Source organism: Candidatus Babeliales bacterium, from assembly GCA_040879965.1.
Lineage (GTDB): Bacteria > Babelota > Babeliae > Babelales > JACPOV01 > JBBDJI01.
In genome coordinates this window covers 85,993-99,628 of sequence record JBBDJI010000007.1, presented here as the reverse complement: position 1 = coordinate 99,628, position 13,636 = coordinate 85,993, and the positions used below count along the sequence as shown (strand labels likewise).

14 protein-coding genes are annotated in these 13,636 nt (G+C 31.1%); 8 read left to right on the top strand and 6 right to left on the bottom strand.

Going from position 1 to position 13,636, the window contains the following annotated elements; genetic code table 11:
* The first annotated feature begins 9 nt into the window (after positions 1-9).
* The 6 genes from WDZ41_01020 (at position 10) to sbcD (ending at position 5,442) form a co-directional block, all read left to right on the top strand.
* Positions 10-546: a hypothetical protein gene (locus WDZ41_01020; protein ID MEX0939923.1), complete on the top strand. Its 537-nt coding sequence runs from the start codon at positions 10-12 to the stop codon at positions 544-546.
* 72 nt (positions 547-618) lie between these two features.
* Positions 619-1,251, top strand: coding sequence for a hypothetical protein (locus WDZ41_01015; protein ID MEX0939922.1), 633 nt, complete (start codon positions 619-621; stop codon positions 1,249-1,251).
* Positions 1,252-1,368: 117 nt separating this feature from the next.
* Positions 1,369-1,878: a hypothetical protein gene (locus tag WDZ41_01010; protein MEX0939921.1), complete on the top strand. Its 510-nt coding sequence runs from the start codon at positions 1,369-1,371 to the stop codon at positions 1,876-1,878.
* A 15-nt stretch (positions 1,879-1,893) separates the two neighbouring features.
* Positions 1,894-2,652, top strand: a complete 759-nt coding sequence (locus WDZ41_01005; protein ID MEX0939920.1) for a hypothetical protein — start codon at positions 1,894-1,896, stop codon at positions 2,650-2,652.
* 97 nt (positions 2,653-2,749) lie between these two features.
* Positions 2,750-4,201, top strand: a complete 1,452-nt coding sequence (gene glmU, locus WDZ41_01000; GenBank protein MEX0939919.1) for a bifunctional UDP-N-acetylglucosamine diphosphorylase/glucosamine-1-phosphate N-acetyltransferase GlmU — start codon at positions 2,750-2,752, stop codon at positions 4,199-4,201.
* On the top strand, positions 4,198-5,442 hold the full coding sequence (sbcD, locus tag WDZ41_00995) for an exonuclease subunit SbcD (GenBank protein MEX0939918.1): 1,245 nt from the start codon (positions 4,198-4,200) through the stop codon (positions 5,440-5,442). The genes glmU and sbcD overlap by 4 nt, the downstream gene beginning before the upstream one ends.
* On the opposite strand, the gene WDZ41_00990 is transcribed toward sbcD, so the two are convergent.
* The 6 genes from WDZ41_00990 to pheT all read right to left on the bottom strand — a co-directional run bounded on the left by WDZ41_00990 (position 5,429) and on the right by pheT (position 11,544).
* Positions 5,429-6,337: a hypothetical protein gene (locus WDZ41_00990; GenBank protein ID MEX0939917.1), complete on the bottom strand. Its 909-nt coding sequence runs from the start codon at positions 6,335-6,337 to the stop codon at positions 5,429-5,431. The genes sbcD and WDZ41_00990 overlap by 14 nt on opposite strands.
* Before the next feature lie 99 nt (positions 6,338-6,436).
* Positions 6,437-7,564, bottom strand: coding sequence for a hypothetical protein (locus tag WDZ41_00985; GenBank protein ID MEX0939916.1), 1,128 nt, complete (start codon positions 7,562-7,564; stop codon positions 6,437-6,439).
* Positions 7,565-7,641: 77 nt separating this feature from the next.
* Positions 7,642-8,295, bottom strand: coding sequence for a phosphoribosyltransferase family protein (locus WDZ41_00980; GenBank protein MEX0939915.1), 654 nt, complete (start codon positions 8,293-8,295; stop codon positions 7,642-7,644).
* The gene (locus tag WDZ41_00975) at positions 8,295-8,750 is read right to left on the bottom strand and encodes a phosphatidylglycerophosphatase A (protein MEX0939914.1); all 456 of its coding nucleotides are present in this window, start codon (positions 8,748-8,750) and stop codon (positions 8,295-8,297) included. Before WDZ41_00975 ends, WDZ41_00980 begins: the two co-directional genes overlap by 1 nt.
* Positions 8,751-8,752: 2 nt before the next feature.
* On the bottom strand, positions 8,753-9,214 hold the full coding sequence (gene lspA / locus WDZ41_00970) for a signal peptidase II (GenBank protein ID MEX0939913.1): 462 nt from the start codon (positions 9,212-9,214) through the stop codon (positions 8,753-8,755).
* Positions 9,211-11,544 carry a phenylalanine--tRNA ligase subunit beta gene (pheT, locus tag WDZ41_00965; GenBank protein MEX0939912.1) on the bottom strand — a complete coding sequence of 778 codons (2,334 nt, stop codon included), beginning with the start codon at positions 11,542-11,544 and terminating at the stop codon, positions 9,211-9,213. Before pheT ends, lspA begins: the two co-directional genes overlap by 4 nt.
* 177 nt (positions 11,545-11,721) lie before the next feature.
* Between pheT and WDZ41_00960 the strand changes: the two genes are divergently transcribed.
* Complete coding sequence (locus WDZ41_00960; GenBank protein ID MEX0939911.1) at positions 11,722-12,654, top strand: rhodanese-related sulfurtransferase; 933 nt, start codon at positions 11,722-11,724, stop codon at positions 12,652-12,654.
* Positions 12,655-13,635, top strand: coding sequence for a UDP-N-acetylmuramate dehydrogenase (gene murB, locus WDZ41_00955; protein ID MEX0939910.1), 981 nt, complete (start codon positions 12,655-12,657; stop codon positions 13,633-13,635).
* The last annotated feature ends 1 nt before the right edge of the window (position 13,636 follow it).

The following is a 13,636-nucleotide window of genomic DNA, read 5'->3' as shown; positions in this document are numbered from 1 at the left end:
TTTTTTACGATGAATAAAACAATCTATTTCAAACTAAGCTTGATTATGGGCTTAGCTACTTTACTCCCAAGCTCATTGTTCGGTATTTCTTTTGATGAAATTAAACAATTAAAACAACGTAAACTTGATCAACAAAGGTACAAAGATATCTATAGAGAAATGTATTATGAACATTTACAAATTATGGAAAATATAGTAAATAATCAATTTTCTCTATCTATAGAAGATTTATTGGGATCCTATAAGGAAGAGGTTGCAGAAAAAAAAGCAATGCTTGATGAGCTTTCTCGTAAATCTAAAAATTATCCAAGGTTTAATAAGATAGGAAAATGGGGACACCGACAAGAAAGCTTTAAAGAAAATAAAACAAAAGCATTTTTTCTACCTGTAGCTGGTTTCATGAGACAAGAAAACTTACAGAATGAAAATTTATCAGAATATCAGCGTCAAGTCCTCAATGTATGTTTTGGGCATATAACTGGTCAATTTGGTTTAGGACATTCAAAAAACATTTGTATTAATCCAATCAATAATCCTCATTCATAATTTAACTTTAAAATTAAAAGCTACGCATTTATAAATGCGTAGCTTTTTTTTGTCATTAAACAAGGATCTATAATGAAATTTAAATTTTTATTATTTTTATGTTTCTTTAACGCGTTTCTGATAAATGGAATGGAAAGAAATTTAATTATATCCAAATCAAAGCGAAAAGCTTCACAAATAGAAACGGCTATAGCAGATATTAATAATGAAAATCTTATGTTTTTATCTAATTTCATCAGATATTCTAAACTTGTATTGCCAGAACAAGCTGCAAATAGTTTTTATAATGAACTTAAAGAAATAGATCATAAAATTAAAATCTGTCTTAAAAAACATAATATACAAAAAGAAGATTATTATCATTCTCTTTCTTTTTCTTTTTTGGTTGCGCATATCTGCTTTGAACTTAATCAATTATCATCTGAAAAAGTTCTTAAACAATTAGAAGATAATATTGATATTCAAGATCACGATACTTTAAAGTTTCTAATGAATTATTTTTTACAAACTTTGCTTAATTCAAAACTTGATATATATTTACCTCACGTAGAACCAGATAAAATGAATTATAGTTTTGGAGAATTCAAAGAGCAATTTTCAACAATTGTTAATAAAAATTCGTATTTAAAAACTGTTGAAAAACAAAATAAACTCTCTCCTATAAAATTAAATTCTCCTATCATAAAAAGACATTCAATAAATTAAATTCTTATCCCGAAGATGCTTAAATATCTTCGGGATCTTTTAAAAAGAAATAACAAAATGCATTTTCCCTTTATAATTTTTTTAATTTCTATTAATTTTTTTTCTAATTTTTTTGGAATGAATTTAGAAAATCAATCATTAACATGTAAAAATAATATTGAACAATTAGAAAACAGATCTTTACATGAAGTCGTTTTTAATCAACATATTGAAACAATTAAAAAGAGTGTTATTCAATATGCCAACAACCTCACGACATATCGTACTTTAATAAATGATGAAAATTATTTTTCAACAAATGTTAAGAACTGTATTAAAAATTGCTTATATATAGTAGATAAATTATGCGAAAAAAACAGATTCTTTCCCCACAAGAAAAAACAAAAGATTGCTTTTAAAAAGAATTCTTTTAAGATAATTTTCGATGCTTTATCAAATCAATTTTTAGCTGATACTGAAGTATGTTTAAAACTTGCAGAAAATTTATCTGATCATGAGTACTTAAAATTAGCGTATATTTATTATTCTTATTTTAAGATTGACGATTTATTAGCTCGGAGGTATAAATGTCCTTTAGATAAATCTATTACCGATAAAGCACAAATTATTTCTCTCATTTTAAACTAAATCAGAAGGAACAGAATGCTTCAATTCTTTATGTTTTTTTTACTAATTATTCCTTCGGCTATCTTAGGAATGAACCAGGTTTTAGAAAAATCTACAGATACTATCAATATATTAAAAAATATAAAAGACAGCTCCTTATCAGATAACGATTTTACTAAAGGTTACTCAGCACTGAGCACACAAAGAATGAATTTTATCGAACATATCAAAAGTCAATCATCTCAAGATAATGGCGAAGAGGAATTTATAATTTCTCTAAAAAATCTTGGCCTTGAAATAGAAATCTTAAGCAGCAAATGGCTTAACTATCCAAAAAACTCTTTAACTAAGAACTTTTACAAAGAACAATCTTGCATTAAAAAAAATACTAAAAATACTTGTTTTTCAACTTTATCTTTATATATTTTAAATCAAATTAAAAACTTAATAGAATCGCAAGAATCTAATGCATTACCTATTGAGAATCAATCAAAAATAACTTTTTTATTAAAGTACTTCTATATTGTGGATCAATTATCCCAAGAAATTAATTTTACTTTGCATTCATCAGTCCTTGAAAAACATAAAGAAATTCTTGAAAAAATAAAAACTATGATAGATTTAAAAAAATTTAAATTCAAAGAAATACACCGTTCTCAATTAACAATAGATAATCTAGAAAATTCAGAAACATTAAAAGAATTAAATATTTGCAAAAACATCTTAGCAATTGAGCCAACAGCCTTATTATCTAGAACTTACTTGAAACGCAAAAATTCTTTAATCAGAAAATAACTTCACAAAAATAAAGCTCGCTGCTGATTTTTTTTTAAGTTTTGATAAGATACTCATAATTAAAAATTGAGCATAAAAAATAAAAAAGGAGCTTTCAATGAAAAAAAATACTGTTCAAGCAGTTGTACTAGCTGCTGGCAAATCAACGCGGTTCAAAACCGGTTCTACTAAATTATTAGAAAAATTATGTGGCCAAGAGATTATCCTTTATCCATTAAATATTTTAAATCAATTAAAAATTGCAAACTCTATCGTCATTGGTTATAAAGGTCAGGCGATTCAAAATACCATCAGAAAAAACTTTAAAAACAATGAATTTATTGAACAAAAAGAACAACTCGGCACGGGACATGCATTATTACAAACAATGCAACTTTGGAATCTTGATAATATCCTTGTGCTCAATGGCGATACACCACTAATTAATAAAGACTTAATAAATGATTTAATTGAAAAACATATCGATACACAGGCAGCTATCACTTTTGTAACTGCACATCACACTGATCCTGTTACTCATTATGGCCGCGTTATAAAAACAGAAAAAAGCATCGAAATTATAGAATCTAAAGACTTTACAAAAAAAACAGAAGATAGTTGTTGTATAAATGGCGGTATTTATATTTTTAAAAAAGATTTTTTACTTAAAAATATTGTAAAACTATCTAATAGCAATGTTTCCAGTGAATATTACATTACTGATTTGATAAAAATTGCAAGTAAACAAAAATTAAAAGTTGAAACAATCAAAGCACCATTTGACCATATCCGTGGTATTAATACCCTTAAAGAATTATGGATGGCTGAGCAAGTTAAACGATGCGAAATTATTTCTTATTGGATGGAACAGGGTGTACGGTTCTCATTTGCACAATCAACACATGTCGATGTTAACGCATTAATTGGTAGCGGTACTTTTATTGGTTCTGGCGTGCATATTCTTAATAACACCAAAATTGGCAGTAATTGTGCCATTGAACCATTCTCAATTTTAGACAATGTACAAGTTGCCGATAATACTATAATACGTTCCCATTCAGTTATTTCTGATTCTATTATCGAAGCAAATTGTACTGTTGGCCCGTTTGCTCATTTACATGATAAAACTTACATCCAAAAAGGATCTATTATCGGTAATTTTGTTGAAACTACACGATGTACATTAGGTCAACACAGTAAAGCTAAACATTTAACTTACCTTGGTGATACTGCAATAGGAAAAAATGTTAATATTGGTGCTGGCACAATTGTCTGTAATTATGATGGAAAAGAAAAGCATAATACCACAATAGAAGATAATGCTTTTATTGGGAGTAATAATACTTTAATTTCTCCAGTAACTATTGGTCAATCGGCTATAACAGGAGCAGGATCTGTAGTAACCGATAATGTTCCAGCAAATTCGCTTGCAATTGGCCGCGCTAGACAAATTAATAAACATGATTATGCTAATAAAATACAAAAAGATAGACGAAAAAAAAATAACCCTGAACTCTCTTTTATTGGCGCTACTAAAACCCAAAACGATATCGTATCCTCAAAAGAATGATTACTTTTATTCATACTGCAGACGTTCATTATGGCATGGAAAATTATGGCAAAATCGATCCACAAACAGGGATTCATTCTCGTTTGTTAGATTTTGATAAAGCATTTAATTATTGTATTGATGTTGCAATAGAGCGCCAAGTAGATCTTTTTCTTTTTGCAGGTGATGCCTATAAAACAACCAATCCAAGCCCAACTCAACAAAGATTATTATTAAAGTCCTTATTGCGCCTACACAAAGCGGGCATACCAATTGTTATTGCAGTAGGTAATCATGATAACCCCCTAAGCTTTGGCAAATCAAATACTCTTGATATGTATGGTGATTTACCTTTAGATGGTTTTCATGTAATCGCAAAACCAACATCTTTCACTTTAAAAACTAAAAATGGGCCGATTCAGATTGTTGGTATTCCTTGGCCTACCCGTAATACGGTTTCGCTTTCTGATACACATAAGTTCAAATCATCTTTTGAACTTACTGAATATATCTCTGGACGAGTTCACAGTATAATTAATCATTTTGCACAACAATTAGATCCAGAAATACCGGCAGTTTTAATGGGTCATTTAACCGTTACTTCTGGTATTTTTTCTGGATCAGAAAAACGCGCCATTTATGGCAATGACCCGGTATTTTTACCATCTCAACTGGCGATACAACCATTTGATTATGTTGCTTTAGGTCATTTACATAGATACCAAAATTTAAATGAAAATGGTTACCCACCGCTTGTTTATTCTGGATCTATAGAACGCATTGATTTTGGTGAACGAAAAGAAGATAAGGGATTTTGTTTAGTTTCGATTCATGAAAAAAATAACACTACTTATGAATTTATTAAAACACCACAGCGACCATTTATTCAAATCGAAGTCTCAATAAAATCAACAACTGATGAATCGCAAACATCTCAAATTATTGAAAAAATTAAAGAATTTGATCTTACCGATGCAATTGTAAAAATTATGTACCATTTGCCACCAGAACTTAAAGATATGGTTGATTTAGCAGCAATACAACGTGCATGCCATAACGCACAGGACATTGTCGCTATCATTCCTATATATCAACCTAAAATACGGACTGCTCGTGCAGCAATGAAAATAGATATGGATCTTATCACATTACTCCAAACATATTTTAAAACTCGACCAGAATTAGAAAATAAACAGGTAAGCTTAATTGAAAAAGCCTTACAATTAAAAGAAAAAATCGATAACGATATTAAAGATAAATAATAGTTGCCGCATCAAATAAGGATTTTTTGTACTTTTCTAAATTTTTAACAAACTTTGGTTTGCGTAATGTCTCAACAATTTGTTTATACCGTTTTTTAAGCGGAACCGCTCGTTGCGGCTTTTTTTGTTTTAATTGATATAATTGATACCCGCCAGCAACTCGTTGTTTTTCTATGGTATTTTCTTGCATTTGTGTTATAAAATCTAAACCCTCTGCTATCTCACTTTCTTTTAACCAATATGGATCGCTCCACATAACATCAACACCTTTACCGGTCTTAATGAATCGTTCTATATCTTTTTCAAGACCTTTCATTTTTTTACCTTTTTCTCGTTCTAATGATAAAAATGCAGTCTGAAGAAAGTATACAGGTTCTTTAATAACAGGATTCTCATTATAATAGGCTATAACATCATCTTCTGGTACTAATAAAGCAGATCTAACACGCTGATCAATCATTGTATTTACGCCATACATAATACGAAATTGATTAAAACCTTCATCATAACTATACCCCTCTTGTGCAAAAATTGATTGTTCATCACCAGGCTTTAATCCAAATGCTTGTAACGTTCTTCTTAAATGATCTTTTACAATTGTATCATCAATAGGCAACTTAAACTTTAACGCATCTTGATAAATGAGCTCATCTCCTATCAAATCACCTAAAGTTCGTTGACGACTATCAATTCCTCTTCGTTCTTGATCTGATTTACAAAATATTTGTGAACGTTCCGGACCATGAGCAACGGCAATAATTTCATCAAGCAAAATACAATCCGAAGGAATTTTTTCTACCACTAATGTTGGGAGAACTGTTTCTTTATCCGATTTTATACTACAGATAACTAAAGAATGTACTAAAAAAATAAGTACTATAATCAATTTTTTCATGAACGCCTTCTGATATTTCATATTAAAAAAGGAATTTGCGTTATCGCAAATTCCCTTTTGATACTAGTTTACAATGATTTCATTCATTTTTCAATTAGCTTAGGCCCCTTTTACTGGTGCAGGCATTGGTGGAGTTTTTTTAGGTTGCTGATTATTAGCTTTTTTTGCCTGTGCAGAAGCTTTTGCAGTATCAGCTTTCGCTTTCTTTTGCATATTTTCTTGTTTTTTCATCTGCTGCTGCATTTTTTCCATTTCTTTTTCACGCTCTTTTTTCTTTTTTTCAAAATATTCAGTATGCTCTTTAACATTCATTTGTTTTTTGAGTTTTTCTAATTCTTCAGTAAATAAGCGATTTACTTTAAGTTGTTGCTTAATTGCATCTTTTACTTGCTCAAACGGCACATATTGCGTTTCTTCTTTGCTTGTAGCTTGTACAACCCAAAATTTATCTTTTGTTTTAATTAGTTGAGTTTGTGGAAATTGTTTCATCTCAAGCAATTTTTCTCTAATTGGGGCTTCAATATCAAAGCTTTGAGCATTTACTTGTTTAAATTCTTTAATCATTAATTTTTGATCTTTTGCTGCTTTTTCAAAATTAGCGCCTGCTTCTTTGATTTTATTTAAAAATTCTTTTGCATCAGCTTCTTTTTCAAACATAACGCCTTGAGCATTTACACCACCACGAGAAATAGTTATTTCTTCTGGGGAAGTTTCTTTGCGTTTTTCATAATCTTTTTTTGCTTGCGCATCAGTAATTTCGATTTTTTGCATCTTTGGATATTCTTCAAAGAAATATTTAAGTGCTAATTGTTGTTCAACAAGATCCATCGCTTGCTTAAGGTCTTTTTGGTACTCTGGTCTTTGTCGGACATTTTGATCTTTAAGCCATTCTTGAATTACTAATTCATTCATTTTTGTTTTAAAAAGTTCAGATTCTGCATCGGGATAAAATGAAATAATTTGTTTAATTTGAGGATTAGCTTTTGCTGCTTCTTCAACATATTCTTCAAATTGTGGAACAGTTAGAACGTCTTTTCCTTTAATAGTTAATAATACTTGTCCATTGGGGACCTTAATCATATTTGTATCTGAAGTAACCCCAGACGGTCTTAAAGGTACTGCTTCTTCATCTTTTTCCATAATTGGTTTTGGTTTAAACCAGTCACAATTTGGCAAAAATAATAATGAAACCATTAATAACGATAAACTTAAAAACTTTCTTTTCATGAAATTCCTTTCTTTTTTAGGAAAATTGCATTGATTTCAAACTGTATCCTAACATGAAACTATAAGAGTTGCAAAAATCAAATCACTCGACAGGTCACTATCGCCGATATACTTGCTGGTTTTAATGGTAGTAAAATACGTGCAGCTTCTCTTAAAGTTGCTCCAGTAGTCATTAAATCATCTACTAAAACAATATGTTTATTTTTTATATTTTTTTGCATTATCTTCAACTCAAAAGCCTGTGAAATATTGTGTGCGCGTTCTAATACCGTTAATGATGATTGCAAATAAGTTCTCTTTGTCCGCTTTAATATTGGCAACATTGGTTTTTTATTTTTTTTAGAAAATATCTTAGCCATAACTTCTGCTTGATTATATCCTCGCCATGCAAACCGTGTCCAATGCAATGGTATAGGAATCCAAATATCACATGGCTGTGAACTTATATTCGTATATTTCCAAATCAATTCAGCCATCTGAATACTTGCTACTTTTTGCGACCATCCTTTTGCTAATATTAATGATTTTAATGGTTCTTCATACGAAGAAAGCGCATTCACTATTATTTTTTTCTTGGCCGTAACTGCTACCATCGTTGAAACAATTGGAGCTATTTTCTTAATGCAATTATCACAGAAAATAGTGTCTAATGTTAAAAATATTTTACAGTAAACACAATAGGGTGGTGTAATCATTTGAAAAAAAATATTAGATAAAGCTTTTGCAATCATTATAATAACTCAAAAAAAACACCGCTATAAATCAGAATGCTTGCAAATAACCCTGCCACTACATCATCAACCATAATACCTAATGCGCCATCAAGAGATTCACATGCCTTAATACCAAAGCATTTTACAATGTCAAAAAATCTAAAAAATAAAAAACTTAATAATATCGCCCAAAAAGTATAAGGAACTGCAATTAATGCAACAAATGACCCTACATATTCATCAAGTACAATCTCTGAAGGATCTTTACGAATAAAAAAAGGCAAAGCTTTATCAACAATAATACATGAACCCACAAAAAGAAAAATACATATTATGCAATACCATTTAAATGGAAATATTAAACGAAAAAATATAGCACACGGCCAGGCTATAATACTTGCCATTGTTCCTGAAGCGGGCAAATAGCCTACATAACCGAGTGTGCTTAATGAGCGCATTGAACGGTTTTTCATATTCATTTTAATAATGACCATCCCATAATAAAAACACCCAGTACAATACATGCATCTGCAATATTGAAAATTGGCCATGCCCATCCATGATAAGATAATAAAATAAAATCTACTACGCCTGCATGCATTAGGCGATCAATAATATTGGAAAGCCCTCCGGCTAAAATTAATAATTCGCCAATCTTAAGACTTTCAAAAGATCGTCTGCAATTGCCAATAAAAAAGTATCCAACAAACAGCTGATAAACAACAATAATAGCTAAGCTCACGCCTATAAATGCATGTTTTTCAGAACAATTAAATAAACCAAATGCAATACCGCGATTGAATACTAGTTTACAAGACACTATTGAAAATATTTTATATGTTACCCCAAAAATACAATATTTTAAAACTAACCATTTACTCAATTGGTCAATACTAATTAATAATAAAAAAAGTCGACTATTACGTATTAATCTCATCGAATCTCTGCATCTATTTTTTTAAGGGTTAAAATCACATGATTATAAATATAATCAATATCGTCTTTTGTTAATGTTTTTTCTGGATCTTGCGCTAAACACCGCATCGTTACTGATTTTTTATCTTTCCATTCCTCTTTTTGGAAAAAATCAATTAAATCTACTTGTTTAATGCGGCTATCTGCATGTTTTATGTTCTCTGTAATTTGTGCAATAGTAACTGAAAGAGGAATAAGAATACTAACATCAAAAAATGACGCCGGGTATTTCACTATAGGCTCAAATTGTTTAGCTTCTGGCATTAACGATAATAATGCTTGTCCATCAAGCTCAAAAACAAACGCATCGCCTTCCGCCAATGGCGCTAAAAATGAACGATCAATTTTACCAGCATAACCAATATTATTCCCGAGACATATCAACCGTGCTGTTTGATGAGGGTGATACCATGGTGCTGGTACTTGATCTGGTTTTTTCCATTCAATTGCAAGCTCTAAAGCATCAAATAATGTTGAAAGCGTATATTTTTCTTCATAAAAATCAATTTCTTTTTTTTGGTCAAAAAAAATACCTGCCAATTGCTTCTTTTCAATTACTGCATCATTTATTTTTTCCCAGCAACGATTCCACTCAAAAAACCGCAATGTATCATATTCTTTTTGATTTTGCTTTATATTTTTTAGCAAATGCGGCATTAAAGAAGTTACTAATTGTGTAGATAACTCAGAAAGCGGATTTGCAATAGTTACGGTGTTTTGTGGCTTCCACGATAATTCGTTTAAAAACTCGTCATCAAATAAAGCATAATTATTTACTTCATGCGCTTGTAATGAAAATGCTGCCAACTGTTTGATCATCCGTCGTTTTAATACCCAACTAAGAACCGTAGATTTTATCTGCATATATGGTAACTCGAGTGGAATATTAGAAAAACCAAAAAAGCGAGCTATTTCTTCAACAATATCAGTTTTTATTGATATATCTTTAGTGGCACGGAAAGTTGGCACAACAATGGAATAAACATCCGTATCATCTTTTTTAAATTGCGTAACTTGAAAATCAAGAGCAATTAATGTTTTAATGATAAAATCAGCTTCTATTTTTGTGCCTATACAACTTTCGATAAAATTATGCTCAATATCAATGGTTGGTGCCTTAAATTCTTTGCCCACAGAAATTACATGATCAGCTACTACGAGCGGTATTTTTTCATTTTCTAACAATTTTAAAAAACGCAATAACGCTTGCGTATTTTGCATTGGATCAAGGCTCTTTTCAAAACGTGCTGACGCTTCAGTCCGTTTTTTTACACGCATTGCTGTTTTTCTAATAGTAGTTGCATCAAATGAAGCTGATTCTACAAATAACGCCTGAGTATTAGTAGATACGGCAGTATCTTTTCCACCCATTACTCCCGCTAATGCAATCGGTTTTTGACTATCAGTTATCACTAAATCTTGATCAGTTAATTCTATAGTTTCGTTATCAAGCAATGTAAGCTTTTCATGATATTTTGCTAATCTTGGTTCAATTTTTTTTGTTGTAATGGTATTTGCATCAAATGCATGAATTGGTTGGCTCCAATCAAACATCACATAATTGGTAGTATCAACAATCGCGTTGATTGGACGGCTATCAACACATGCTAATCGATATGCCATCCATATCCAAGAAGGCTGAAACCCCACAAGCGGCATATATAAACCTGCAAATCTTTTACATTTTTCCGTATTAGTTAATTCTATCGAAAAAGGTATAGAAGATGTTGCAGAGGCAAATGATTCATATTCTCTAACAGGCAAAGATGCTAACAACATTTCTGCTGAAATAAAAGGAAGATTTAAAATTGCTGCTATTTCTCGTGCAATGCCGCGATGTCCCCATAAATCCGGTCTATTAGTTATCGATTTATTATCAATTTCAATTATGTAATCTTCTGGTTCAAATGCATCTTTCCATGATCCAGTCAAATTATCTTCACTACAACTTACCGCTGAAATAAATCCTTCTTTTTGAGAATACCAATCGGTCAATGTTGCCCAGCGAATTGTTTTAAGGTCCTTTTTAATTACATATGTATTATTTTCCTGCAAGTCATCTCGAAAGGGTAATTTTAATTCCGTAGCTAATTCAGGACAAAATACTACTGCTTGTTTATCATCAAATTGTACTACTCGTGCTAGAAAATAATTACTTAAATCAAGGTGTATGTGCTTAAATTGTTCTATTTCTGCTGTAGTCTTATTAAATGTATCAATTAATGATGGAATATCGTGCTCTTTCCATGATCCAATAATATGATCAAATATCCATGATAATGATAATTTCATGCATAAACCTTTATTTATTGCGTTGATTTCGCTTTAAGAATAAAATAAAAAGGAAAATGGTGCAATTTTATGGTCTACTCTAAGCGAACCCCATATTCGACGATCTGCTTAAAATATGCTAAAATAAAACTGTTTATATATTATATTTTGAATTTATTAAAATTGTTATAGAAAGCCATGAATAAAATTTTACTTTTTTATAAATACATCGATATCACTTACCCTGGAAAAATAAGAGAATGGCAACGCACACTCTGTGAATCTCTTAATTTAAAAGGAAGGATTCTTATTGCCCATGAGGGTATTAATGGCACCATCGGTGGATCTCCTACTGATATTGAAAAATACATCATAGAAATGGAAAAAAGCGAACTCTTTCATGATGTTGATTTTAAAGAAAGTTACGCTCAAGGAGAAAGCTTTCCTAAACTCAAGGTCAAAGTTCGGGCAGAAATTGTACGTTTAGGTGTAGATCCTGAAAAAATTCATGCCAAGAATGGTGGCAAACATTTAACACCAGAAGAAGTACACGCATTAATTGAAAAAAAACCGGATAATTTAGTAATTTTGGATGCGCGTAATACTTTTGAAGCAAAAGTTGGCAAATTCAACGAAGCAATTGTACCCGATATTGAATATTTCCGTGATCTACCAAAATTTCTTGATGAACATGAAGAACTTTTTAAAGATAAGCAAGTTTTAATGTATTGTACTGGCGGTATTCGCTGCGAACGCGCTTCTGCTTATCTGAAAACAAAAAATGTTGCTAAAGATGTGTATCAGCTAGAAGGTGGCATTCATCGGTATATTGAAAAATATCCTGATGGCTTTTTCCGTGGAAAAAATTATGTATTTGATGGACGCGTATCGGTACGCGTAAATGACGACGTGCTTAGCACCTGCGAACAATGCAATAAATCTTGCGATGAATATACTAATTGTGTGAATGCTGAATGCAACAAACATTGTATTTTATGTGTTACGTGCATCAAGGCTTTAGAAAATACTTGTAGCACTGCATGTTTGAAAAAAGTTCAAGCCCAAGAAGTTATTATGAGAACAATTCCTGCTAAAACATCTGAAGCATTAAACACCAAAAAAGGCTCATAAATGGAAACGAGTGTAGTAAAAAGCTTTCACAAAAATTATCCACGAGTTTTAATTCAAGAAAATGTGCCTTTGGCTAATAAAAATTGGTTTCGCACTGGCGGCTCTGCACGTTTTTTTTGTGAACCAACTACTGATCTTGCTTTTCAAGATGCCGTAAAATGTGCTACCGATAATTCTTTGCCTTTATTTTTACTTGGCACTGGTGCAAATATTTTAGTCAGTGATTCAGGTTTTAATGGGTTGGTTATTCGCCCGCAATTAAAAGATATTTCAATTGACAATCAAGATAATACTTATGCTCGGGTCACCGCCGGAGCCGGCGTTCTGCTGGATGATTTTATTGAATTTTGTCTTGAGCATAATTTAAGCGGTCTGGAAGAATTTAGCGGTATTCCTGGAACTATTGGTGGCGCGGTTTTTATAAATCTTCATTATTTTCAATATTTATTTGATCAATTTTTAGTTCAAGCTCAGGTCATTGAAAAAAATACCGGTATTATGCATACCGTTGATAATAATTGGTTTAATTTTGGATACAATCAATCAACATTAAATCAAGGTAATCATTTTTTACTGAATGCAACCTTTAAAGTTAAAAAAATATCTACAATAGAAGTCGCTTTTGCTAAAGGACGCAAACAAGAAATCATTAGACATCGTACCGCACGGTACCCTTCTAAAAATACTTGTGGCAGTTTTTTTAGAAACTTTAAATCTGAAGAAGTTGAAGATCAAAAAGACAAGATAATTCATGTTGCTTACTATTTAGATAAAATTGGCGCAAAAAGATCCCTTTTCCATGGCGGTGCTCAAGTATCACCTCAACATGCCAACATGATTATTAATACCGAAAACGCTTCTTCAAATGATATTATTCAAGTAGCAAGAACTATGCAGCAACAAGTTAAAAATATATTTAACATTTTACCGCAACCAGAATGTCGCCTAATTGGGTTCGATAAATATCCATTGATTACCTGAA